Source organism: Verrucomicrobiota bacterium (genome assembly GCA_039027815.1).
GTDB lineage: Bacteria > Verrucomicrobiota > Verrucomicrobiia > Verrucomicrobiales > JBCCJK01 > JBCCJK01.
The window spans coordinates 39,841-64,285 of the sequence record JBCCJK010000007.1 but is presented as its reverse complement, the minus strand read 5'-3'; the positions used below and the strand labels follow the sequence as shown (position 1 = coordinate 64,285).

Sequence of the window (24,445 nt, the reverse complement as noted above, 5' to 3'; positions counted from 1 at the left end):
TGAAACTGAACACTTGAAACCCGCCACTCCCACCGCCCTCGCCCTGGGCTCCAACCTCGGCGATCGACTCGCCCACCTTCAGCAGGCCCGCAAACAGCTCTCTCCCTTGGCAGTCGGCCCGATCCAATCCGCTCCCGTCTACCAGACCGACCCCGTAGACTGCCCCGAAGACAGCGCCGACTTCTACAACACCGTCATCACCTTTGAGACCCGCGCCACCGCCCTCGAACTCCTCCAGGCAGGCCAGCGCATCGAACGCTCCCTCGGTCGACCCGACCTCCGCGCCCTCAACGCCCCCCGCCCGATCGACATCGACATCCTCTTCCTGGGAGACGAGATCTCGCACCATCCCGAACTCCTCCTGCCTCATCCGCGCCTGACCCAACGCCGCTTTGTGCTTCAACCCTTGTGCGACCTGCTGCCCGATGGGGTCCTACCCGGGCAGACCCATTCCATGGCCGATCATCTCGCCGCGTTGCAGAGCCACGAGCCTGCTCTTAGACTGGTGGCTTCCGATTGGTAAATGAACGCGCCCCACCCTCTCTTCCAAGCCCTTTGGGACAAGGTGGCTGCAGGCCAGCGCTTGGCCGCCCTCACGGCCTACGATTACCCGATGGCCAGACTGCTGGACGAGGCCGGGATCGATCTCCTCCTGGTGGGTGATTCCCTCGGGATGGTCGTGCTGGGCTACCCCGACACCACCAGCGTGACCTTGCCGGAAATGATCCACCACACCAAGGCAGTCGCCCGCGGCCGCCAGAAAGCGGTCCTGGTGAGCGATCTCCCCTATCGCAGCTACGAGACGCCCGAGCAGGCGCTCGGGAGTGCCCGCCAGTTGCTGGAAGCCGGCGCGGACGCGGTCAAACTGGAGGGGGGGCTCGAAAAAATCGAAATCGTGGAACACCTCACGAGCCATGGGATCCCGCTCGTGGGGCACATCGGCATGCTGCCTCAAAAAATTCAGGAAGAGGGTCGCTATCGCAAAAAAGGCCGCACTCCGGAGGGCCGGGCTCGCATCCTGGCAGACGCCCAAGCGCTCCAGCGGGCCGGCGTCGGGCTGATTGTGGTAGAAAGCGTTCTCAAGCGCTTCGGAAGCGAGCTGGCGGCGACGCTGACCACTCCCCTCTTAGGCATTGGAGCGGGACCCGACACCGCCGGGCAAATCCTGGTGCTTCATGATCTCTTGGGCGCTTCTCCCTGGTTTGTGCCCCCTTTCGCCACCCCGAGGGCGCAACTCGCCCAGGAGGTGACTCGCGCCGTGAAGGAGTTTCGGGAGAGTCTCACCAGGTAATATCAAAATCGAGATCATAACGGTCCGAGGTCGAGGCCCCTCCATTGGATTTGAAGACCACATAGACCACATCGTTGTTGCTCGGATCCAGATTGCCCAAGGCGGTGTTCGGGATGGTGAGCGCCCCTCCACTGGAAATGTGGGTCGCGCCCACTTGGATGTCATTGACATACAGGTGCACTTCAAAAACGGTCGAAGTGTTTCCGGTCGTGGTGCTCATGGTAAAATGATCGAACGAATGATTGCCTGCGCTTTGCACCGTGTAGGCCGCGATCAAGGTTTGATTGTTGGCCAGGCCTACCAGTTGGTCAGGCACGCGGAAGCCTCGTTGATTCGAGGAGCTGACATTGAAGCGCTCATTGGGACCGCCGATATCGAGATGAAAGGTGTTGTTGTAGGCGGAAGCGTTTCCGATGTTGCCGATGCTCGATCGCAAGTAGCTCCACGCGGTGCCCCCGGCCGCGGCTAGGCCATCCGCAAAGGCTTCGGCGCTTCCCTGAGAATTGCTGGCAATGGAATAATTAAGATCGAAGCGATCACTGCCCTCCGTGGGATTCGCATCGTCGGTGAAAAGCACGACATAGACATCCTGTCCGGCGTTCAAGGTCCCGAGGTCAATATCGGGGAAGGTGATGGTCTCCACGTAGGTGACCGAATCCGTGACAAGCGTCCCGTCGACATAGACCGCTAGCAGCACCCGGTCCCCGCTGTCTCCCGAATCAAAGGTCAACCCGGTCAGGAGGTAGTCGTCCGCCGTCTGCACCGTGTAGCGGGCCATAATCGCCTGGCTGTTGTGCGGCGTGACTTTTCCTTGGACCACATGGAAGCCTCTCGCGCTCGTTCCCACCACATGGCGTTCATTGGCCAAGCCGATATTTTGATGATTCAGCTGATTGTAAGCACTTTCATTTCCCACATTGTTTTCATTGGAGCTGCGGTAATAGGACCAACCCAGGTCGGGATCTCCTTGGAGGTTGGCCAGAAACTCGGTCACGAAGCCGCCTCCGCTCCCTCCAGCTGGGAAATTCGTGAATTGCACATTGGAAATGGTTTTGGAGGTGCCCTCTGCCCCGGAGCCCTCGGCGTAGGGGGTTGCGGTCAGGGTATGGGTGCCATTGTAAAGATCCCCTCCGAGAACCTGGGGTTGTTTCGCGATGACCTGGTAACCGAAGAGGGAATAGGGGGCCTCACTCATGGTGATGGGCCCGATATTGGTGCCTCCATTGGAACTGCTGATCAGCATATCGACCTCTCCCTGGGCGGCGTCCAGATTGGCACGGATGGTCAACTGTCCCCCGCTCGCCACCAGGCCCGCGCTCACCAATTGGTTGTAATCGACGCTCACATTGTCCTCCAAGAACATCACCGGAAGCTGCGTGGTCACATCCACCAAAGAGAAGGTGACCGCTTGCCGAGTGACCTCGGCGATCCCCTCCTGCAGGACGGTATCCAGCAAAAGGCCATCTCCCGTGTTGTAATCGCCCTCGGCAATTCCTGAGCCCAACCAGTTGGCCGGAATGTTACCGAAAACCCGCCGGGGAGGTTGCGAGGGCTGTCGTCGGAAATCGTCCACCGCATGAGTCGGCTTGTCCAGGGTCAGGGCATCGATGGTCAGCCCAGCCTTGCTGTTGAGTCCGGGGTTTGGATCATCGCTTGGCCCATGACAAGAGAGGCAGAAAATATTGTTCACCGTCTCGGCGCGGTAGGCATCATGAAAGAGCGGCCCCTCAGGAAAATTGATATTTTCTCTCAAGCCTTGCACGAAGCCGACCTCGCCGGGTCGATCCGCCAGATTACCGAGCCAAGAATCGGAGTAGTCGTGCCAGACCGCGTAATGATCGAAAGTCTCTTGGCCATTGTGGCCCAAAAGCGCATCGAGTTCGTTCTTGGCCAAGGCCGGGTAGGTACCTGCTTGGGCCACCAGAGCATCGACTTGCGAACTCGTCTGGTAGCCATTGCGAATGCCCACGATCGTCCCATGAGCCATATTGGCGCACACCTCGGGGTCGAAGGTGTGGCCGAAGACCTTGAATTCATCGATCCAGCCCCGGAAATTGCTACCGGAGCCGCTGTAACCCACTGTGAGGGTGCCATTGCCATCCCCATTCGTGCCATCGGTTAGCTGAAAGAGATTGGGCGAGAGTTCTCCCCCCTCATCCCCAAAACGGTGGAGAAGAAACCCGTTGTGCAGGAGATCGATGATTTGGCCTTGGTGAAAAATCTGGAACGCCAAATGGGCCCAGCCTTCCTCCGGCAACAAATGATTGGAAAGATCAATCGTGACCACCTCCGCACCCTGTTGATCCCGATACCGGATCTCGTCTCTCCCAATGAGGGAGACCTCGCTCCCATCAGGAAATCCCAGCAGCGTCCTCTCTGTATTGTCATTGCCAAAGCGACAATCGAGAAAGATCCCCACAAACCAATTGGCGTTCGAAATCTGATTGGCATCCGGTTGGATGGGGATGTCATAGGCCACTCCCGAGTCCTCTTCGAGCCAAATTCCCTTCCCTTTGATGCCTCCGCGGGCGACTGGCTCCACCCGGACGTTTCCATTGCCAGCAGGCGCTCCATGAGTCGGAATGGTCCAGCGGGCTGGGAGAGCCGTGGCGTCGTTGGCAAACTTGACGTTGGCAGCGGTGAAAGGGGCCACGGCGCGGTGCTGGAAGCCATTGTGGTGAAGCATCTGAGTGCCTCGATTGGCCAGGTTGGTATTGAAGCTGAGAGCGCCGGTCCCGTGACCGATGATGAAGCCATCGAGATTCAGGTAATCGTCGAACGCGAATTCATCCGAGCTTTTCCCATTGCTGACCGTCCAGACCACATCCGCCGGGGTCATCGGCTTGTATCCAGGGCTGTAGAACGGTTTGTTTTCGACGGAGTCAAAGATGGTGGTGTTGGGGTCCGAGCCAAGAGGTTGTCGAATATTGGCACCATTGTCTCGTCCCGCTCCCACGCGAACCCAATCATCGGCCCCACCCCCGGTGTAGAGCTGGACGTTGACATGTTCGTCCACGGGAGATCCCATTCCCCAGTCCGTATTGTTGAGAAGATTGTCCATCTGGACCATCTTCCCCTGAGTCCAAAGTCCCATTACCATTTGCCCCCGGGTATTGCTCCGTTCGTCATCCGGAACCGTCGTGACACCCGCATCCCAGGGCAGATTCAGGTATTGGGAACCCCCTTGCCGATTGAGCGGTTCCCCAATCGCCGTGAAGAAGAGATTGTTGCCCAGATGATCGACCCAGGGGTAGTTGGCCTGAAGGTCCTGTCCTGGGGTCATGAAACTGCTCCCCGGTTCCACCGGATTCCCCATTTGGTCCCGCATGGGGTAGAGCGCGAAGCCATAAGAATCCTGTCCACCCTGCCCATTGATCCGGCTATCGTAGTGGGCGTAACTGATAGGCAGCAAGTTCTCGAACCCGTCCGCATTCCCGCTTGCGAAGTTCCCCGGACCATCCGCCCCCTCAATCGTTCCGTTGGAAGAGTAGGCGTAGTAAACATTCTGGGCCGAGGTGTAAGCGGCTCCCACTCCTCCACCGAGGAGGTTCTCGTGATCATACCAAGTGAAGAAGCGTTCGATTCCCCGCAGCACCAAAAGTTTGCCGTCAATGGTGAACATCGGTTCGAGAAAATCGTGTGCCGAGAGCGGCACCGTGGTGGCCTGCTTCACTCGACCCGCCGCCACATCCACATCGACCGCCACGCTGCTGATCCAGGCATTGCTCGTTTTGGGATCAGAGACCGTGACCTTGATGGGCGTCATCTGGAACATGCCATATTCGTTGGCCTGATTGTTATTCAGGTCGATACAGGCAAAGATCCAAAGGGAATAGACATCATTGCCATTGGCATCGGCCTGGGGATTTCTGGTCCCTGCGGAGCCAAACTCCGGCGTCGGATCAAGGAGGGTGAACTGCCGGACACCCACCGCCCCCTGCCCAGCGAACTCGCTGATGAACTCGCCGGACGCGAAGCTCGAATTGGGATTCCCCACTTCGCCGGACTCCAAAAAATCGTGGGTGCCGATTTGCCCGTTGCTCCAGTGCTGGGACAAGGTCTCGGGACGAAAGAGAAAGAGATTCAAGCGACCGCCATCCGTCTTGACCAGACTGGCGACTCGACCATCCGCCGTCGTGCGCAAATGAGGAATCACCGGACGAATGAATTCCAACTGGCGGTCACTATCGGTCGTGATGGCCGTTCGATCGACGGCATGGACTGCCAAATCGATGGCGGGAGGCTCTGGCATGACCTGGCCAATCAGCTGCTGGGCGAAAAAACAAAAGAAACACAGGTGGAAAAAACAGTAGGGGGAACCGTTTCGCTTCATAGGTATAGGGGGTAGGGAGACCTTTGCCTACCGAGAAATTCTCATCTCACCTCAGTCAGAAGTGACGCTAGACACCCTATTGCCCAATCCATACCTCGTCTTAAACCCTATAGGAGAGAGAGGTATAAGGTGACAACAAGTGGCCACGAACCATCGACGGAGTTTCCGGAACCCAGGGGTTCACACGGCTTACAAAAACAAGACTTCTCTATGACCGCTGATCCTGTTTCACTTACAAAGTGAACAGGGCCAACGACTTAGGCTTTCAGATCAGAGGGTTGTCAGCCACCAAGGACAAGGGTGGTGCTCATGGCGAGCGATTCAGTCATAACGGGGCCACGCCAAAAGGGTCAAACGATTTTCTTCTTTTTTGAAAGATATTCTCCTTTTTGTCGCAACGCGCCGACTTGCATTGCAAAAATAAGAGGATGTCAGCGGCCTCTTCATTTACCTGCTAATAAAATAGCCTTATTTTATAGAGCATAATTGCAATAGAATCCTTTATCCTCTATTCAAAATCAGGAGTCGCTAGATGAGAGTAAATCTCATCAAGCTCGAGAATCGACCGTTCTGGGCTGGGGCAAGCGCTTCGAGTGCCCTGCCAAGGTCAACGCGCCGATGGCCTTCATCACTTGGTCACTCAACTGCTGGTAAGCTGCTTTTCCCTTCGCTTCGGACAATTCGCCCCGATCAAAAAGCAGCGGTTCCCCGATCACCACCGTCACCTTGCGCAGCTGCAAGCGGTCGCTCCATCGAGGCAGCGATTCATAGGCCCCGAAAATTCGGACCGGTAAAACCGGCACCTGGGCCTTGGCCATCATCAAACCCAGCCCAGGCTGCCCCGGGAGCAAATCGCCGTCCTCGGTCCGAGACCCTTCCGGGAAGAGCAGAACCCGCCCCCCTTCTTGTAGGATTTTGATGACTCGCTTCATACTGGCCATGTCCGGGCGATCCTGATCCACTGGGATGCAGTTCAAGTGATCCAAAAGCCAAGCCATGAAGCCCTTTTTCCAAAGGGTCTTCCTGGCGAAGTAGTGCATGTCTCCCGAAAAACAGGAACCCACCAGAGGCGGATCGAGGTAACTCCCATGATTGGAAGCCACGATGAAGGCGCCCGTTTTCGGAATTCGCTCCCGGTGGAGGACTTTCCTTCGGAAAAGAACGAAGGCCAGGAACGAGCTGAGTTGGGTGCAAAACCAGAGAACCATCTCAATCCTTCCAACCCCGTGTTGCCAGCCCTTCCAGCAAGGCCTCCACCACTTCTTGCTGACTCAAGGCGGAGGTATCGATGACGAGCGCGTCCTCGGCCGCTTTCAGGGGAGAGGCTTTTCGGCTGGAGTCCATTTGGTCTCGCTTGCCGATGGCATCGCTCTGGCCTTGGTCTTGGCGGCGTTGTTGACGGATGGCTTCGGAGGCCGTTACGAAGAATTTGAAGGGCGTCTCTGGGAAGACCACCGTTCCGATGTCCCGGCCTTCCATCACGAGGTGATTGAGAGCCAAATACTCCCGCTGCTTTGCCACCAGTTTGGCCCGCACTTCGGGAACCCGCGCCACTTTCGAAACATGGGCGTGGACGGCTTCACTTCGAAGCTCGCTCCCGAGCACCTGGCCATCGATGGCCACCAGAGAACGCCCGTCTTGTTGGTCGCAGGTCATTTCAAGCTCCGGAAAGCGGCTGCGAATGGCCTCCTCGTCCTCCATGGAATAGCCTTGTTTCACAAACCACCAAGTGACGGCCCGATACATGGCTCCCGAGTTCACGAAGAGGATGCCGAGTCGCTCAGCCAAAGCTTGGGCCACCGTGCTTTTTCCGGAAGCGGCCGGCCCGTCGATGGCGATGGCATGGTGAGTGGGCATCAGGAGGTCTGGTGTTTTGCCCGTTCCAAGTGGTGGGCAAAGCCCGGGTAGGAGGTCTCGATGCAAGCGGCCCCTTGGATGGTGGTCTCTCCTTCTGCGAACAGGCCCGCGATGGCAAAAGCCATGGCAATGCGGTGGTCGCCAAAACTCTCGAGGACCGCTCCCCGGAGAGGCCGCCCTCCCTCGATGCGCAGACCATCCTCAAACTCTTCCACTTGGGCGCCCAATTTTCGCAGGTTTTCGACCACGCAGTGGATGCGGTCGGACTCCTTGACTCGCAGCTCTCCCGCATCCCGAATCTCGGTCACCCCGCTCGCCAAAGCGCCGGCCACGGCCAGGACTGGCAATTCATCGATGACGTTGGGGATCTCCGCTCCGGCCACCCGCGTGCCTCGAAGACCTTGGCCGACTAGCTGCAAATCTCCAAGAGGCTCGCCCCCCTCGGCACTGGGAAGGCGTTTCACCGAAACCTCCAACCCCATTCTTTCCAATACCGCCAGGATGCCATGGCGCGTGGGATTGAGCCCCACCTTTTCCAGCTGGAGCTGCGAGCCAGGCAAGGCCCCCGCTGCCACCAGCCAAAAGGCAGCACTTGAGATATCCCCAGGCACTTGAAAATGCGTCCCAGAGAGGGTCACGGGGCCGTCGATGGAAATCTCATCTCCTTCCCTCGCTACAGGGACGCCAAAGTCCGCCAGCATGCGCTCGGTGTGATCTCGCGTGGCCACCGGCTCCACCACGGTGGTGCGTCCGTCAATTTGCATCCCCGCCAGCAGGACCGCGCTTTTCACTTGGGCGCTAGCCATGGGGAGGAGATAACGGATGGGGCGGAGCTTCCCGCCCTCCAGGACCAGGGGGGCACACCCTCCTTCTCCTTCCGCAGTGATGGACGCACCCATTTCCTGAAGAGGCCGCAGGATGCGCCCCATGGGTCGTCGGCTGAGGGAGGCGTCCCCGATCAAGCGACTTCGAAAAGGCTGCCCCGCCAGGATGCCGGACAGCAAGCGCATGGTGGTGCCGGAATTTCCGCAGTCGATTTCCCTCTCAGGAGGAGCCAACTGTCCACCGCTCCCCACGATCCGCAGCTGCGTCTCCGAGACTCGTTCCGCGCCGACCCCGCAAGCACGAAAGGCCTCTAGGGTGGCCAGGCAATCCTCGCTCGGGAGAAAGCCCTCGATGAAGGATTCCCCTTGGGCCAAGGCCGCCAACATGACCGCGCGATGCGACATGCTTTTGTCCCCCGGCACCTGCAGGGTCCCGGTGAGCTTGGCCAGGCGGGAGACGTGGAGAGAGACGCTCATGAGGGCTGGGAAAAAAGGGCGGCGCGACGTCCGCGAGCCGCTTCCAGAAAGCTCTCCAACTCAGCGCGGCGATCGCCAGCAATCCACTCTCTCGCCTCTCCCAAGCGTTGCACCAACCCATCCAAGGCCTCGACCGTGGCCGCCCGATTTTCTGTGAGAATCTCAGCCCACATGCCGGCAGGCCCCATGGCTACCCGGGTGGTATCGCGGAAGCCACTTGCCGCCAAAATCCTCGCCAACTCCGGGGCTTCTGCCAGGCTCGATTCCACCAGAGCGGAGGCCACGATGTGGGGCAGATGGCTGATGCGGGCGGCGGCTTCGTCGTGCTCTGCCGCCTCGCTTTTCAGGACCTGGCAACCGACCGTTTCCCAAAACGAAGTCAAAAGGCCTAGCGCCTCAGCCCGCTCCCCTTCGCTTGGGGTGAGGACACAGGTTGCACCTTGGTAAAGCCCCGAAATCGAAGCTGCCATTCCCTGTTTCTCCGACCCACACATGGGGTGGCTCCCGATAAAAGAGACCGGGCTCTTCACGAAAAGGGGGCCCAGGACTCTTTGGACCGGCTCTTTCACACTGCAGATATCGGTCACGACCTCAGGGGGCTGCGGCTGAGTGGCCTGGAGAAGGCGATGGGCTAAGTCAGAAAGAGCACCCAAGGGGGTGGCCAAAACCACGAGGGTCGCGCCCTCCACCACCTTTTGAAAATCGCCTGAAACCACATCCGCCACCTGGAGCGCCTGGGCCGCTTCGAGCGTGTTTTCGCGGCGGGCCCAGAGGCGCACTTCGCCCACTTGCTGGCTCCGTTTGAGGTCCAGCGCCAAGGACCCGCCCATAAAACCGGGACCGAGAATGGCGATAGGACCAAAGGACTGCATAGAGGCGGGTGGCTAGCCCCCGAGGCTCGCGGGGCCGCCAACCATGAATCCCGGCCCGGTCTTTTCAACCGGAAGGTGGAAGAATTCGTGGCTCAGGGCACCTTGAAAAACTGCCCCGGCTTATAGGGGTCCTCCACGAGGTCCCCGGCGCGCAAGCCTCGCACATCGACGTAGCCCTGGTCCTTGCTGTAAGGACTGTAGACCAGGCCATCCTTTCCCGGAACGGGGATACCGAAAGGATATTCCTGCGGCCCGCTCGGTTGGCTCAAGGTAGGAGCGGGGTCGAGGGGAGCACTCGGCTGGGCGAGAGCGTCTGAACCGGGTGGGCGGTAAGGGTCCGCTGGATCGGGCACGCTCGGAGCCACATTGTCGGGGACGGGGCCGGTGTTCCCGTCATAGTAGCCCGTGGGAGGATTGTTCGGATCAGGCTGCTGGGGCTGGGGGCCGTAGGGCGGATAGGGATAGGGGTAACGCGGAGGAGGATCACTGATGGAACAGGCTCCCAAGAGAAGAGTGACCAGAGCGAGTGGACCCGAAAAAAGCGCTTTCATAAAAGAATTCTGGTGGGCGGAAAGACCCTGGCAACTTGGTCCCAGTCGGCAGGTTTGCCAGTGAAATTCGATCCCTTTGTTAGACGAACCTCTTACGGGCAAAGCGAAGGGTCCCCGCTTCTTCGTCTGCTTTGCCGCACTTTCCCTTCCCTCTCAATCGTCCCGCCGCCCTTCCGCCTCCACTTTGCGAAATTGGCCGCCGGTGCGACGGGCGATTCCCCGCAGCATCCGCTCTTCCTCCCGTTTGTCCGCCCCCGTGAGGTAGTAGATGGTGTGAATCTTGGGAATGGGTCGCTCCGCCCGCTTGGCTTCGTCGAGAATGCGGTAGAGCCGATCGGCCTCGATCGTCTGAAACCCTCCTCCCGGGAGGGACTCGGTGGCGTTCCCATCGCTCAGCATGAAGGCGACCGCTGGTTGCAGCTCGAGCAGCTTTTCGAGGGCGTAATCATGGCGCGTGCCACCGAGGCGCCCTCCCATCGGTCCGGCTTTCCCGGAGTCCACTTCTTCTTGGATGTGGGCGGCCGCGGCTTCCTTATTTTGGTCGGTGGCTGGGACCAGGGTTTCCTGCCAAGAGCGGGCACTCCCGCTCCAGCGGATGATGCCAAAGGAACTCGTGATGCTAAGACCCTGGACCAGCTTGATGGCTTCATCGCGGACCTTTTGAAAAGACTGTTCCTTTCCTCTCCGGACGAGACGGCCGGTGGAGTAGTCGAGGTCGCCGGTGCGACCAAACATGGAGGAGGAAATGTCGATCATGATGACGACACTCCCGCCCTCGTCCTCGATTCCGAAAAAGCCCAAACTCTCGATCTGAGGGCGTTCCGGTCCGCCTCCTCCCTGTGCCGAGCCGGACCCCAAGCCCGTGCCGCCTACCAGACTGGTCACCTGCTCGGAGATCAATTCGTTGGGGTCGAGCGGGAGCATTTGATCGAGGTCCACCTCTGGCATGTCAGGCAGGGCGAAGTCCCGCGGTTGCGCATTGAGAAGCCGCTTTTGAAAGACCGGCTTGGGCGCCATGGCTTGGTGGCGTGCCAGATTCATTCGATGTTCCTTGGTCTGCGGCGGGATGCGCACCTCCCGCGGGACCACTTGGAAAGTGGCTTCCGGCTGCTCGTAATAGCGTTGCAAAATCCAGAGGCCAAACAAGGCCAGGGCCACCAGGTGGACCACGATGCTGCCCACAATGACCGCGAAGATGAGCCCTCGCCTTCGGCTTTTCTGAGCTGACTTCGCTTTTTGGCTCTCCCTTTCGACGGCGGGGCTTTCGATCGCGATCATTTAGAGAATCCCTCCTGTTCCTTTCGGAGCGTCCGTGAAGGTCACGCCCTCGATTCCAGCCGTGGCACAGGCGTCGAGCACGTCCACGATCCGCTGGTGAGCGGCTTCGTCCTCGGGCTGGACCGTCACGAGCGCTTCCATCAAATTGTTGTCGGCCGACTTTTTGAACCGGACCAAAAAACTGGTCAGTTCCGAGAGAGACATGGCAAGCTCATTGACCACGAGCGAGCCATCTGCCTGGATTTGAATCGTCTGGTTCTCGGGCAGATCGACGGCCGCCTCAGCCGAGAGCGCCCCGGGCAGGGCCAGGGTCAAATCCGCCTCCGGTTTGACCGGCTTGGAGGTGACCATGAAAAACACGAGCAAGAGAAAGACCATGTCGATCATGGGGCCCATCTGCATTTCCACCGCTTCGTGCGGGCGCTGGCGTCGGCGAATCATGGACTCTGGAGCGTGGCATAAATCGCCTCCGCCACTCCGGCTTCGCTCGCGATTTTGTTGAGGACCTTGGTGTGCTGGTAAATCGATTCCCGATCGGCCCGGAGATAGACCCGGAGGTCCGGATCTCGCTGGACTTCGGCTTCCAAACGCCTTTTCAAAGCGGCCTCCGAGATTTCGGCCGTCCCCAAGAGAAAGGCCCCGTCGGCATTCACGTTGATGACGAAACGACCGGTGCGTTCGACGGGCTCCACCGCACTGGGGGCCTCCGCCAAGCGGATCTCTTGGTTGGTGTCCTCATCCGTCAGACGCGCCGTCACCATGAAAAAGATGAGCAGAAGAAAGGTCATATCAATCATCGGCGTGAGCTGGAAGCTCACGGGACTCTCCCTTTTTTTGGGCTTGCGACGGGACATGCTCGCTTAGTCGGAATCGCTCAATTGGACATCGCCCGAAAGCACATCGATCAGGAAGGTCGCATTGCGTTGGATGGTCGCCATGATGCCCATGACCCGATTTCGGAAAAAGAAGTAAAAGAACATGGCTGGGATGCCCACCACCAAGCCGCCGGCCGTGGTCGACATGGCGGTGCCGATCCCGCCCGCCAAGTCCTGGGGACGGGTGTTCCCGGCATTCAACTGATCGAAGCTCTCAATCATGCCCCAGACCGTGCCCAAAAGACCGATCATAGGAGCGATGGTGGCGAAGACGTTGAGGTAATTGACCCAAACCATCAGTCGGGTTTCTTCCTCATCGAGGGTTTCGCCCGCCGCCTGTTCCATGGAGGCTTTGTTGGCCAGGTCTCGTTCAAAATTGACCTTCACAATAGAGGCCTTGACCACATTGGTGAAGGCATTCGGATTCTTTTGACAAAGGTCATAGGCCTCGTTCACCTCCCGCTTCTGCATCAAGCGAGTGAAGGCGTCCTGGAGCCCTTTGGGCATCATACGAGCGCTGTTGATGCGGACAAAGCAGTAGACGACCACCGCAATGGTCCCGACCGAACAGGCGAAGAGCACGTGCATCATGACCCCGCCCTCGGTGTAGACATCCAAAAGAGATTTGCTGCCCACTTCCTGGGGCGAGTCGTCGGCAGAGGGCGGCTCCTCTTGCGCGTGCAAGGGCCAGGCCCAAAGCCCGCTGGCGACGAGGAAAAGGAGAACGAGGATTTGCTTGGTTCGCTTCATGGTGTGTCGGTTGGAAAGGCTTCGAGAAAGGACCCTGCTTCTACCGCGGCCAGGGAATCGGGATAAAATTGGAGGAGATCTTCCGCGCATTGCCGGGCCAGCTCCCTCTCCCCCGCATGCTGGTAAACCCGCAGCGCGCCCAACAGCCCGGCCGAGGCGCCCTCGCGGAAGTCGCCGTGCAGAAGATACCCTTGGAGGTAGAGATCGAGCGTGCGGTGGTAGAGCTCCTGGCGCTGGGGCCGCACCCGATCATCCAAGTCCCAACGAGGATTTTCCTCCACCAGCTCGCGCAGTTGGGAAAAAGCCAGGTCGGCCAGCACTTGCTGCGCCATCACGAGCAGCTCTGGATTGCCACCGGGAGACTCCTCATAGATTTGCCGCGCTTCGGCCAGCACCGCCTCGTCTTGGCCTTGAGCGAGCATCACTTCAAAGCGACCCCGCCGGGCCTCGAGTCGACGGGATTCCTTCCAGTCGAGCGTCTCAATCGCCTGGAAGACATCGAGGGCCTCCTCCAATTGGAACTCCGTTTCGTGATGAAGGAGCAGCAAGCGAGCATAGACGAGCCCCACGGTGCCCTGATCCGAAATGGACTCCATCAAAAGGCGGTGCCGGTCCGTCCAGATTCGCTTGAGGGTCTCCAAGTCCTCGCGATCCGCCGTTTTCAAGAGATTTTGCAGCTCCTCGCTTTCATAGAAGTCGATGAAGTCGATCTCGCTTCGCGGAATGGCCCGGGTTTGCGAGCTGTAACCCCGCCCACTGGCATTCAAAATCCGGACCTCCACCCGATCCTCTAAAAGTCGCACCAAGCGACAGCGGAGCGGCGGCTGGCCCTCCTCCCGGTAGTGAACGATATCGACTGCCAGAGAATCCTGCGCCGCCACCGACCAAGGGACCCCAACCAGCCCTAGCAGAAAGAGTCCCCACTTACCCATCTTCGGTCAGTGCGTTGAGAGTTTGGAGACGTTCCCGCGCCGCCTCGGTCTGAGCTTGCGAGGCCAGCTCTGGGCGATTGACCATTTCCCGAAGCACCTCCCGGGCTTCCGTGGCCCGGCTCAGCTGGTTCTCCAAAAGATCCGCCCGGCGCCAGTAAGCCTCCGCCACCAAGTCGAGGTGGCGCCCAAAGGCCAGGTAGACCCGCTCATAGCTGGCGGCCGCTTCCAAAAGTCGCCCATCCTGCTGCCGGAGATCGCCCAAGAGCAAAAGACTCTCGGCCCGACCGCGCACGCTGGTCCCCGTCTCCTCCAAAAGTCCAGACAAGAGCGCTTCGGCCTGGGGGCTCTCTCCCTCCTCGCGATGCAAGGCCGCCAACTGGAGCGTAGCCTCTTCTCTGAGCGTTGGGTCAAAGGCCCGCTCCCGCGCCTCCACCAGAAATTGCATGGCCTGTCGAGGCTCCCGGCGAGCGATCGCCAGCTGAGCCAAGCCCGCGTAGGCGCCCGCCACTTGTAGGGAATTGGGGTGCCAGCGCCGGAGCCCGGTGTAGAGCGTTTCCGCCACCTCCCACTCGCCGGCTGCCACTGCTGCTTCGGCGCAGTCGGCCAGAATCCTGGGGTTGTGGTCCATGACTTCGACCCCTTGGGCCGCTCGCAGAAAAGCCGCTTGGCTTCGCTCCGGCCGGGTTCCAGCCAAAGCGTGCCCGAGGGCCCAATGGCAGCGCAACTGGAGGGTCGTTTGATCGCTTTCCTCGGCCAGCGCCTCCAGCTGGCGCACCCAGCTCTCTGGCTCTTCGGAATAGTATTTGGCCAAGGCCAAGAACACCTCTTCGATCGCATGATGGCTGGCCTGGCCACCATAATCGCGGATGGCTTCCCAGTAGGTGGCCCGCGCGCCCTCGCTATCCCCCCGCTTGGCCTGGGCCCAGCCCAGCCAGTGAAGCGCCTCGGTCACGCGGAGACTCTCGGCATGATTCTGGACAAACTCTTGGTAGTGCCCTTCGAACCGGGTCAGCTCGCCCAAGGCCTTAAGCGCTTTGCCCGTTTTGAACCACCCCTCCTCAAACCAGGTCGTCTCCTCGCTCGGAATGGTAGCGTAAACCTCGATCCCTTCTTCTATTTGCCCAAGCGCCAAAAAAGAATCGCCCAGGAGAACCTTGGCTTCACTGGCCAAGCCGCTCTTCCCATTCCGTTGCAGCCAACTTTCCAGCTCTTCAATGGCCGCTTCGTAGTCCGCCAGAGAGAAGGTGCAGTAAGCCATGCGAAATTCCGCCGCCACTTGGGAAGTTCCCGCCATCTCCCCCGCCGCCACCTTCCCGAGGTAGTCGCTCAATGCTTGGCGGCAAGCCAGATAGTCCTCCGCAAAGAACCACGCCATGCCCGTCCAGTAACTGGCATCCTCCGCCATGGGGTCTTGCGGATAGGTTTCCAGCAGGGAGGCAAATTGCTCAACCGCTTCCTGATAGTGCTCCTCCATCAGAGCCATGTAGCCCGCCATGAAGGCGGCTCGGGGAGCCACTTCCGCCTCCGGAAAGTCTGCCACCACGCTCAGGAAGCTTGACTTGGCGCGGGCGTAGTCGCGCAAATCCTCGTGAGCCAAGCCCTCCAAGTAGGCCACTTGGGCCAGGCTGGGAGCCTCTTCGCCTTGGAATTTCCGCCGGTAGGTCTCCCCGGCCGTCAAGCAGTCGCTCGCGCGACCCGTCTGGAGCCACAATTCCATGAGCGAGACAATGACCGACTCGGTCAGAGGACTGGCCTCCAATCGCTCGAGAATTTCCCGCATGAGAAGAGCTGCTTGCATGGAGCGACCCAGGTCATAGTAGCACTTCGCGAGGCGGAGTTGGAGGGCCGCGTCGAACTCGAGGTGGTCTCGGACTTGGGCCAATTCCCGCTCGACCTTGCTGCGCATGCGCTCGAGTTGCAGCCACTCGCCTTGGCGCCCCTCCCGTTCGGCGAGCGCCTCCACTTGTTTCTCGAGAACCGCCAAGCGCTCTTCCTGAAAGTAAATCAGCCGTTCGCGCTTCCAGACTTGGCGGAGCACCAAGAGGGCTTGGCCCGGTTGGTCCAATTTCATCCAGCGACTGCCCAGCTGCAAGAGCAGGGAATGAAAGCTGACCAACTGGGCAATCTCCTCCTCCGCCACTTGGGTCTCTGCCACCAACTGGGTGGCCCGCTCCAGGTCGTTGGCCTGCAGCAGCGCTGTCAGCTGGAGAACGAGGGCCCGCCCGGCCGACTCGGGATCGACCTCACGAATTCGCTCACGGAATTTCCCCAGGAACTCGGCTCCCTTCTCCGGTTCTCCGTCCAGGAGAAAGGTGGTCCCCGCCATCAGAAGCGCTTCCCGACGCCGGGCCGGGTCATAGCCAGGGGTTTGAAAGAAGTCGTAAAAAACCTCCCGCGCCTGCGGCCACTCCTGTCGCTGAAGAAGAGCCGTGCCATAAAAGAAAAGCAGAATCTCTTTCTGCTGCGGGTTGACCTCGGCCAGGTCCAAGGCGGCCTCCATCTCCGGCAGCCCCTCCTCAAAGAGCCCCTGGAAGCCATAGGACAAGGCCACAAGGGGACGGAGCGATTCCAAAACGGGTTGGGCTTGGGCGCTGTTCCCGAAGTTCTCCCGCATCTGCTCCACCAAGGCGATGACTTGCGAGTAGTCCCCGCCATCAAAGGCCTGCCCAATGGCTTGGTAGAGGGTGGTGAAGTCGAGCGGGGCCGGCGCGGCCTCGCCCTCCTGGGCGCGACTGCCGGCCAGGGCGCAGGCGGTGACGACCAAAAGGGCAACAACTCGTTTCATGTCCCTTGCTCAAGCAAGAAAGCGACCGGAACGTCGCCTCGATGTAGGAAATCGCTTGGGAGCCCTCCGAGGACAACCGGCTTTTTGTTACTTTCCTGAAAAGATGGAGACCGAGCGAGAGACCAGCTACCGCCACCTCAAAAAGCGCATCGGCGGCTTTCTTCAAGGCCAGCGAGAAGAATCCCTCGAGGAGCTTCTCCGGGCAGCCTTTGTTTTTCAGTTCACCTGGAATCGCCCCTACCAGAACTTTTGCCGGGCGCGGGGCGTCCCGGACCCCGCGGCCATCCACCAGCTCGCCGAGATCCCCGCCGTTCCCACCGAGGCCTTCAAGCTGCCCGATTTCCCTCTCCGATGCTTCCCGGAGAAGGCCTGTCCGATCGTCTTCCGCACCAGCGGCACCACGCAGGAAGAGCGGGGCCAACACTGGTTTCCCGACACCGAGCTGTATGCCCTCTCCATCCGCCAAGGATGGGAAACCTTGGTCGGGCTCGACCTGCCGGTGGCCTGCCTTTGCCCTGCCCCGAGCCAGGCGGCCGACTCCTCGCTCTCCCACATGATGGGGCAGTTGGCCGCGGCCGATGCCTTTTTTCTCGATCCAGAGCGAGGGTTTGATCGGGCGGGACTGGTGGAGGCCAGCCAAGGCCCTCTTCTCCTCATGAGCACCGCGATCGGCTTCCTGCGGTTCTGCCAAGAAGAAGGCCGCTTGCCCCTGCCCCCTGGCAGCGTCCTGCTGGAAACCGGGGGCTACAAGGGCCTGCGCGAAACCCTCTCCAAAGAAGCGCTCTACCAACGGCTGAGCGACCATTTTGAGGTCTCTTCGGACGACATCCTGAATGAATACAGCATGACCGAACTCAGCTCCCAATTCTATAGCCGAGGGCTGGGGCGGGTTCACTTCGGTCCCGCTTGGGTTCGGGCGGAAGTGATTGATCCTGCGACCGGGCAGGCGGTCGCAGCAGGCGAAGGCGGCCTCTTGCGGATTTTCGACCTCGCCAATCTCGCGAGCGTGTCCGCGATTCAAACCCAGGATTTGGCCATCCGAGGAGAACGGGAAGACGAATTTTTTCTCATCGGACGCGATCCCCAGGCGCTCCCGCGGGGCTGCTCCCGAGGGGCCGACGCGCTCTGGGCACGTCCTTGACGCTCTTCCCAAAAAGCACTTGTCACTCAGGCCCAGAACGTCTATAAGACGGGCCCGGTTCGTGGAGCGATCTTGCTCTACTGGCAGGAATGGCTCGATAGCTCAGTTGGTAGAGCAGAGGATTGAAAATCCTTGTGTCGGCGGTTCGATTCCGTCTCGAGCCACCATTTCCGCCTCCCCTACGCTCCTTGTCGATCATGGCCGCCACGCTCGAAACTCGTTGGCTGGGCCGCATGGACTACGCTGAAGCCCTCGCCCTCCAAGAATCGCTGGTGGAAGAACGCCGGGCCGGCCACATTGGCGACACCCTCCTTCTGCTGGAACACGAGCCCGTCTACACCATTGGTCGCACCCGAGACAAATCCAGCCTCCTCCAGGCGGCGCTTCTCCCCCACCCGGTGGTGGAAATCAGCCGCGGCGGCCAGGCCACCTACCATGGCCCTGGACAACTCGTGGGCTACCCCCTCCTCGACCTGACGGAGCGGGGACGCGATCTCCATGCGCATCTCCGGCTCTTGGAAGAACTCCTCATCCGGTGCAGCCAAAAGCTCGGCGCCCAGGCTTCCAGCCGGGAGGGACTGACTGGCGTCTGGGTAGAAGACCGCAAGCTAGCCAGCATCGGCGTGGGCGTCCGCAAATGGATCAGCTTGCACGGTTTCGCCATCAATGTGGAAGCCCAAAGCTTGGAAGGCTTTCGTCACATCACTCCCTGCGGCCTGTCAGAGGTGGTCATGAGCCACCTGAGCGCCGAAGTCGGTCGCCCCATCTCGACCCAGTCCTTTGCCGAACTGGTAGCCCAAGAGTTTCAAAAGCGCCTAGCTGACGGTGGCCAATGAGAGGGCTTTCATCCGGCGGCAGACTTCTTCCACGTTCTCGCGGCTATTGAAAGCCGAGATCCGGAAGTAGCCTTCTCCAGCCGCGCCGAAGCCGGCCCCGGGAGTGATGACGACCTGAGCTTCCTGCAACATGCGGTCAAACATTTCCCAACTGCCCACTCCTTCCGGACACTGGACCCAGACATAGGGAGCGTTCAGGCCGCCGAAGACCCGCAATTCCAATTCTTGGCAGACCTCGCGCAGGAGCGCGGCATTGCCCATGTAGTGGTCCACCAAGGCCGTCACCTCGGCTTGCCCGGCCTCGCTGAAGAGGGCTTCGGCCCCCCGTTGCACGGGGTAGCTGGCGCCATTGAACTTGGTGCTCATGCGGCGATTCCAAAGCGGGTGCAAGGGCAAGGCCTCGCCCGCCCGGGTATAGGCCAGGAGGCCTTTTGGCACCACGGTGTAGGCGCAGCGCACTCCAGTAAAGCCACCGTTCTTGGAGAAGGAACGGAACTCGATGGCGCAGTCGCGCGCTCCCTCGATTTCATAGATCGAACGAGGGACGCTCTCCTCTTGGATGAAGGCCTCGTAGGCGGCGTCGTAAAGGAGAATGGCTTGGTGGGCCTTGGCGTAGGCCACCCAGGCGGCCAACTGCTCTCGGGTGGCGGTGGCCCCGGTCGGGTTGTTCGGGTAGCAGAGGTAGATGAGATCCACTGGCTCCTCTGGGATGGCGGGCACGAAGCCGTTTTCCGCATGGCAAGGGAGGTAGACCAGGCCTTGGTAGGCTCCGCTCTCGTCGGCGGGGCCGGTGTTGCCGATCATGACGTTGGTGTCCACATACACCGGGTAGACCGGGTCGGTGATGGCGATTCGATTGCCGGGGCCGAAGATGTCCAGAATGTTCCCGCTATCGCACTTGGACCCATCGGAGACGAAAATCTCGTCGGCCGCCACCTCCACGCCCCGCGCTTGGTAGGCCTTCTCCGCAATGGCTTCCCGGAGAAAGGCGTAGCCTTGCTCGGGTCCATAGCCTCGGAACTGTTCGCGAGTGCCTAACTCATCGACGGCCGCCTTCATGGCATCGCGAGCGGCTTGGGGGACGGGCTCGGTCACGTCTCCGATGCCACAACGAATGAGGCGCGAGGCCACCTCGGGTTGCGCTTGGCTGAAAGCGCTGACCCGACGCCCGATCTCTGGAAAGAGGTAACCGGCTTTGAGCTTGAGGAAATGTTCGTTGAGGTAGGCCATAGTGGAAAGAAATTACGAGCGCCTTTCCTAGAATGGCATCCTCACCCGGTCAAGACCCCTCGCCGCCCACGTTCCACCGGCTACTGATGCGATCCAGCTCCTTGAGGACCTTGTCGACGTTGAGCACATTGTCGAGAATGACCGGCTTGTCCTCATTCGGGAAGCTAAAGACCAAGCGGCCTGCTCGGACGAAAGGCAGCCAATACTCCAGCACATCGGTGATCTCCTTGGTGTAGTGCATCCGGAAGGTGGAGTAGCGCTTGTGATCCTCCATCACCCCGCCGACCGCGATCAACTCGTTCGACTCGATGCGGACGTAGTTGAAGCGAGCCACCAAGGCCGAGACCCCCAGCAAAAGGAGCCACACCACAAAGATGGCGAGGTAGAACTGGGGATTGGCCACCGGAGCAATCCTGTCGAGAAAGGGCAGGAAGCCAGCCAGAAAGCCGGTATTCATATCCACGATGTAGACCACCAAGGCCGCGATCAAAATGCAGGCCAAGACAATGAGCGCCCACCGCACCTCGAAATCGACCGCAATGACAAAGAGTGAGAAGGTCAGGACTGCCAAAAAGATCAAGGCCAGGACCCGGTCAATGCGGTAGCCTTGGGCCAATTTTTTCTTCTGCTCGTCGGGGATATCCAGCTGGCTGCGGATGTCCTCCACTTGGACCTTGGCAGCCGAGACGCCCTCCTTTTCGGAGATGAGGTCATTGATGACGGGGGTCGCTCCCAAAAAGTGACTCACGATCGCAAAGAGGAGCGCCAAAATCGCCATCGGATAGAGCACCGGCGTCTTGGGCCAGATGCGGATGAAAAGACGATCAGGCAGCTTCTTGTCAGAAGCAGTGGCGGTCACAGGCTGGGGGACTTCGTCGGTATTGCTCATTGCTTCAGAAAAGTTAGCCGAAGTCTACCGGACGCTGGCCCGCTTTCACAAGTGGGAAATTTGCCGGAGTTTTCCAAAGGTCTGCGGTGGGATGACCTCAAAAACAGCTGGTCCAGCGGAACATTTCGTGCTGCCTTACCGAGCGCTCAACCGAAAACGGCCCTCTCTCACTCACTCGAACCCACCGTTTGCTCATGAATCTTCCCGAAAATTTTTGGATCTGGGTCTCCGTCATTGCCTACCTATTCTTTGGCTTTCTCTTGACCCGCTGGGTCTACCGAAAGGAGGAAGAAGCTCTCGGGGCCGATCCCTTTGTGCGTCTGAGCTTTGTCTTGGCCATGATTCTTTTCATCCTGCCCTTTTGGCCCCTCGCGGTCCTCAACCACATCGCGCACTTCGAGTTCGATCAGGACGATGAGGACGACGACGAAGGGCCGGCTCTCGCTGAGGGTTCGGAAATCCCCCCGCCTCCAGTCGACGATCTGGAACCGCCCGTCGATGAATCCACGCCTCCCGTGGTGGAACCGACCGAGGAAATCAAAGACGGGGCCGGGGGCGCTCCCGCGGCGGCCACCCTGGCCGCCGCGAGCGCCTTCTTCGCGCAGCAAAAGGAAGCCGCCGCCCAAGAGGCCCAAGAGGCAGCTCCTGAAACCGCCCCCGAAGCCGAGGCCGAAGTCCCCTCCCCTTCGCCCGAGGTCATGGCAGCGGCGGAATCTCTAGCAGAGAAAGACGCGACCGAAGAGCCCACAACCGATGAAGACGGCAACCCCTTCCTCCGCTTGCCGGAAGACGAAGGGAAAGAGGTTTCCCTCCCTCCCGTGAGCCCCCAGCAGCCCGCGGCGGAGACCAAACCAGCTCCCGAAGAAAGCCAGGAAGAGCCCGCGAACGAGCCGGTGAGCGAGGAAACCCCTGCCGAGCCCGTCGCCGAAACGCCCGAGCCCGAGGCTCCCACAGCGCCAGAAACTCCCCCCCCTCCTGCCCCTCCGGTCATCCCGAGCCGGCCAGCCATCCCCAAGCCAGCGGCCCCCGCTCTCAAGCCCTTGGGCGGACTTCCGAAGAGCACTGGATTCATGGGCAAGAAGCTTCCCAAGCAAAATCCCCTTTTGTCCAATGACGTCGAGGACGAGACCGAGGCCAAGCCCGGCTTGACCCCGCTGGCCGACCAACTGAAAAACCGGCCGCAGGACAGCTGATTTGATGGCTCTTAGGCCGACTGTCTAAAACTTTAGGCCGAGGCCGATCGTGAAGAGATCGACTTCATCGCTCAGCAAGTCGGTTTGCCCCCGTCGGTAGCCGACCTCGAGAGTGAGCTGCTCGAAGTCGTTCAGTGCCATGGAGGCATTCACCTCCAGCAGTTCAGCGAACTCTGGCTCGCCGGCAAAGCCATAGAGGTATTGGTAGCTGGCCGTGGCCTTGGTCCGCTCAATCCACGACCACCAAAGCGGCAAGTCGGTCACCCATTCCTCGGATGGGACCAACTCCAGACTGATTTTCGGTCCGATGCGACCAAAAAACTCATTGTCCTCCAGCTCGAAATCCCCCGCCTCAAAGGCCTTGCCGGTCGAGATCCGACCAATGAATCGCGCCCGGTAGTCCAGGGAACGGGAAAGAAAGGGCAAGGGCGCAAACTCTCCGATCCCCCAAGCTCTCTTGGTGGGCTCCCACTCCAATTCCAGCGTGGGAACCTGGCCCTCGAGGTTCAAGTCCGTGGCGTAGCCGAGGCTGGCCCGCAGCAGTTGGTAGCGGATGGGGAGCGGTCCGCCGATAAGCTCGATTTCCTGCCCGAAGCGAAAGATGACCGACTCGACATCATCCTCAGGGCTCGATTCATCACTCACGATGTCGAAGGAGACGGACCACTGGTCCGCTCGGCGAGTCAGGGTCCAGGGGTCCGACCGCTCGGCTTCGGCCAATTCGTGGACTCGATGAAAAATGAGCGCCCCTTTGGCCACCAAATTGGAGTCCTCACTCTCCCCGTTCTGGGAGTAGGCCAAGCTGGCCGCCTGGGCCTTCTTCAAACCCGCCGGTGTCCCATCGAAGGAGTCGAGCAGAGAAATCTGATTGATCGATCGCCGGAGCGCCACTTCGCCCAGAGGCTGATAACGGGAAGGAGAACCCTCCGCTGGTTCAGGGATCGCTTTGGGGCCGACTGGCAACCCCTGGCTGGCCGCGATTTGCTGGACCTTGGCCGCGGCCTTGGTTTCGGCACGTTTCTGAAGCGCCGCCAGCTCAGAGACATCCAGCTGCCCATTGAAATTGGCATCGTGGAGTCGGTGCACCTCGCTGGCCTCGTGAAGGGCGTAGACCTCCGCCTCCCGGCCGGCATCGAGCTGTCCGTTGCCATTTAAGTCGTAGTCGGCCAGCTCCAAGGCGAAGCTGGCCGAGGCTCCACCCCAAAGGGTCCAGGCGCTGAGTGAAAACCATCTCATCAGGTTGCCTGGGCAAACGAGCACAGCTTGGCCAGGTTCCGAGAGCGGATTTGGCTTTCTGAAGCTTTTTTCATGGGGCCCACTTGGTCAGCGATAGTGGCGTTCGGTCGTTTGGAAGGCATTGGGCACGTGCTGGATCTCGGGCGCCTGGCCGGGAGGCGCCAGGACTTCCACCACATCGAATCGATAAAAAACATCCGGATAGTGCAAATGACGGAGCCATTCCATGGCCCCGCGGATGAGAAGGCGTCGCTTCTCTTCGTCGATGGCCTCGATGGGACGGCCGTGGAAGTCAGACCGACGCGTCTTGACCTCCACAAAGACCAGCACCTTCCCCTCTCGGCAAACCAAGTCCAGCTCGCCGCCGTGACGCGCCCGAAAATTCCTTCGCAAGACCTTCAAACCCGACTCAGCCAAAAACCGGGCCGCCAAGCGTTCTCCCCAGCGCCCCAGCTCAGCCGGGGTGCACTCGGCGGGAGCGGCTTGCGTGAGCGACGGGGGCAAACGTCTGGCGATGGAGCGGACAGGGGCCCAATCGACGAAGCGCTTCCAAATGCTCGGCAGTCCCATATCCCTTGTGCTTGGCAAAGCCATAGCCGGGAAATCGTTTGTCTGCATCCACCATCACTCGATCTCTGGAAACCTTCGCGATGACGCTGGCGGCCGCGATGGACAAGGAGAGGGAATCTCCCTTGACCACGCCGCGATGGGCCAAGGGAAAACCCTGAAGCGCCCTCCCATCGATGAGGGCGAAGTCGGCCGCCGGCACCAGCCCCTCGACCGCGCGTCGCATGGCTTGGGTGGTCGCTTGGAAAATATTCAGCTCATCAATCTCCTCCGGAGAAGTCGAGGCCACCCCCCAAGCCACTCCGGGCGCCTCCATCAGCTCGAAGTAGAGCGCTTCCCGCACCTTCTCGCTCAGCTTTTTGGAGTCATCCAGTCGTGGGCAAAGAAAGTCGGGAGGCAAAACGACCGCCGCCGCGATGACGGGCCCGGCCAGAGGTCCCCGACCCGCTTCATCGATCCCGGCCACCCGCTCGGCCCCACCTGCGAGGGCCTCCTGCTCCAGAGTCAAATCAGGCATGGGTCAGGCAG

The 24,445-nt window shown here is 60.3% G+C and carries 22 protein-coding genes and 1 tRNA gene; 6 read left to right on the top strand and 17 right to left on the bottom strand.

The features are described 5' to 3' along the window. Window positions 1-13: 13 nt before the first annotated feature. A complete protein-coding gene (gene folK, locus AAF555_03665; GenBank protein MEM6910658.1) occupies window positions 14-523 on the top strand; it encodes a 2-amino-4-hydroxy-6-hydroxymethyldihydropteridine diphosphokinase in 510 nt (169 codons plus the stop codon). Continuing rightward, the gene (gene panB / locus AAF555_03660) at window positions 524-1,291 is read left to right on the top strand and encodes a 3-methyl-2-oxobutanoate hydroxymethyltransferase (GenBank protein ID MEM6910657.1); all 768 of its coding nucleotides are present in this window, start codon (window positions 524-526) and stop codon (window positions 1,289-1,291) included. On the opposite strand, the gene AAF555_03655 is transcribed toward panB, so the two are convergent. The 12 genes from AAF555_03655 to AAF555_03600 all read right to left on the bottom strand — a co-directional run bounded on the left by AAF555_03655 (window position 1,281) and on the right by AAF555_03600 (window position 16,825). After that, entirely contained in the window at window positions 1,281-5,543 is a 4,263-nt protein-coding gene (locus AAF555_03655) for a hypothetical protein (GenBank protein ID MEM6910656.1), read from the bottom strand. The genes panB and AAF555_03655 overlap by 11 nt on opposite strands. Window positions 5,544-6,172: 629 nt before the next feature. Continuing rightward, window positions 6,173-6,832: a lysophospholipid acyltransferase family protein gene (locus AAF555_03650; GenBank protein ID MEM6910655.1), complete on the bottom strand. Its 660-nt coding sequence runs from the start codon at window positions 6,830-6,832 to the stop codon at window positions 6,173-6,175. A gap of 1 nt (window position 6,833) precedes the next feature. Beyond that, entirely contained in the window at window positions 6,834-7,481 is a 648-nt protein-coding gene (gene cmk / locus AAF555_03645; protein MEM6910654.1) for a (d)CMP kinase, read from the bottom strand. Then, window positions 7,481-8,782, bottom strand: coding sequence for a 3-phosphoshikimate 1-carboxyvinyltransferase (gene aroA, locus AAF555_03640; protein MEM6910653.1), 1,302 nt, complete (start codon window positions 8,780-8,782; stop codon window positions 7,481-7,483). The genes cmk and aroA overlap by 1 nt, the downstream gene beginning before the upstream one ends. Then, window positions 8,779-9,654: a prephenate dehydrogenase/arogenate dehydrogenase family protein gene (locus AAF555_03635; protein ID MEM6910652.1), complete on the bottom strand. Its 876-nt coding sequence runs from the start codon at window positions 9,652-9,654 to the stop codon at window positions 8,779-8,781. Before AAF555_03635 ends, aroA begins: the two co-directional genes overlap by 4 nt. Before the next feature lie 92 nt (window positions 9,655-9,746). Further along, the gene (locus AAF555_03630; protein MEM6910651.1) at window positions 9,747-10,205 is read right to left on the bottom strand and encodes a hypothetical protein; all 459 of its coding nucleotides are present in this window, start codon (window positions 10,203-10,205) and stop codon (window positions 9,747-9,749) included. A gap of 153 nt (window positions 10,206-10,358) precedes the next feature. Continuing rightward, window positions 10,359-11,483 (bottom strand): vWA domain-containing protein, encoded by a 1,125-nt coding sequence (locus AAF555_03625; GenBank protein MEM6910650.1) that lies wholly within the window; start codon window positions 11,481-11,483, stop codon window positions 10,359-10,361. Next, window positions 11,484-11,924, bottom strand: a complete 441-nt coding sequence (locus tag AAF555_03620; protein ID MEM6910649.1) for a biopolymer transporter ExbD — start codon at window positions 11,922-11,924, stop codon at window positions 11,484-11,486. Beyond that, on the bottom strand, window positions 11,921-12,337 hold the full coding sequence (locus tag AAF555_03615) for a biopolymer transporter ExbD (GenBank protein MEM6910648.1): 417 nt from the start codon (window positions 12,335-12,337) through the stop codon (window positions 11,921-11,923). The genes AAF555_03620 and AAF555_03615 overlap by 4 nt, the downstream gene beginning before the upstream one ends. 6 nt (window positions 12,338-12,343) lie before the next feature. Then, window positions 12,344-13,108 (bottom strand): MotA/TolQ/ExbB proton channel family protein, encoded by a 765-nt coding sequence (locus AAF555_03610; protein ID MEM6910647.1) that lies wholly within the window; start codon window positions 13,106-13,108, stop codon window positions 12,344-12,346. Next, on the bottom strand, window positions 13,105-14,040 hold the full coding sequence (locus AAF555_03605; GenBank protein ID MEM6910646.1) for a hypothetical protein: 936 nt from the start codon (window positions 14,038-14,040) through the stop codon (window positions 13,105-13,107). Before AAF555_03605 ends, AAF555_03610 begins: the two co-directional genes overlap by 4 nt. Next, entirely contained in the window at window positions 14,033-16,825 is a 2,793-nt protein-coding gene (locus tag AAF555_03600; GenBank protein MEM6910645.1) for a tetratricopeptide repeat protein, read from the bottom strand. Before AAF555_03600 ends, AAF555_03605 begins: the two co-directional genes overlap by 8 nt. Here AAF555_03600 and AAF555_03595 point away from each other — a divergent pair. The 3 genes from AAF555_03595 to lipB all read left to right on the top strand — a co-directional run bounded on the left by AAF555_03595 (window position 16,824) and on the right by lipB (window position 18,802). Next, entirely contained in the window at window positions 16,824-17,966 is a 1,143-nt protein-coding gene (locus AAF555_03595; GenBank protein MEM6910644.1) for a hypothetical protein, read from the top strand. The two genes, AAF555_03600 and AAF555_03595, sit on opposite strands and share 2 nt — an antisense overlap. Window positions 17,967-18,057: 91 nt before the next feature. Further along, window positions 18,058-18,133 (top strand) — tRNA-Phe (locus AAF555_03590). Window positions 18,134-18,163: 30 nt separating this feature from the next. Beyond that, window positions 18,164-18,802: a lipoyl(octanoyl) transferase LipB gene (gene lipB / locus AAF555_03585; protein ID MEM6910643.1), complete on the top strand. Its 639-nt coding sequence runs from the start codon at window positions 18,164-18,166 to the stop codon at window positions 18,800-18,802. Here the strand turns inward: lipB and AAF555_03580 are convergent. Both AAF555_03580 and AAF555_03575 read right to left on the bottom strand, forming a co-directional pair. Further along, window positions 18,782-20,032, bottom strand: coding sequence for an LL-diaminopimelate aminotransferase (locus AAF555_03580; GenBank protein MEM6910642.1), 1,251 nt, complete (start codon window positions 20,030-20,032; stop codon window positions 18,782-18,784). The two genes, lipB and AAF555_03580, sit on opposite strands and share 21 nt — an antisense overlap. A 49-nt stretch (window positions 20,033-20,081) precedes the next feature. Then, window positions 20,082-20,921 carry a hypothetical protein gene (locus tag AAF555_03575; GenBank protein MEM6910641.1) on the bottom strand — a complete coding sequence of 280 codons (840 nt, stop codon included), beginning with the start codon at window positions 20,919-20,921 and terminating at the stop codon, window positions 20,082-20,084. A gap of 194 nt (window positions 20,922-21,115) precedes the next feature. Between AAF555_03575 and AAF555_03570 the strand changes: the two genes are divergently transcribed. Then, a complete protein-coding gene (locus AAF555_03570; GenBank protein MEM6910640.1) occupies window positions 21,116-22,114 on the top strand; it encodes a hypothetical protein in 999 nt (332 codons plus the stop codon). A 24-nt stretch (window positions 22,115-22,138) separates the two neighbouring features. Here AAF555_03570 and AAF555_03565 read toward each other — a convergent pair whose 3' ends face one another. The 3 genes from AAF555_03565 to AAF555_03555 all read right to left on the bottom strand — a co-directional run bounded on the left by AAF555_03565 (window position 22,139) and on the right by AAF555_03555 (window position 24,434). Next, a complete protein-coding gene (locus AAF555_03565) occupies window positions 22,139-23,350 on the bottom strand; it encodes a hypothetical protein (GenBank protein ID MEM6910639.1) in 1,212 nt (403 codons plus the stop codon). 87 nt (window positions 23,351-23,437) lie between these two features. Beyond that, window positions 23,438-23,854 (bottom strand): YraN family protein, encoded by a 417-nt coding sequence (locus AAF555_03560; protein ID MEM6910638.1) that lies wholly within the window; start codon window positions 23,852-23,854, stop codon window positions 23,438-23,440. Then, window positions 23,805-24,434: a ribonuclease HII gene (locus tag AAF555_03555; GenBank protein ID MEM6910637.1), complete on the bottom strand. Its 630-nt coding sequence runs from the start codon at window positions 24,432-24,434 to the stop codon at window positions 23,805-23,807. Before AAF555_03555 ends, AAF555_03560 begins: the two co-directional genes overlap by 50 nt. Between the last annotated feature and the right edge of the window lie 11 nt (window positions 24,435-24,445).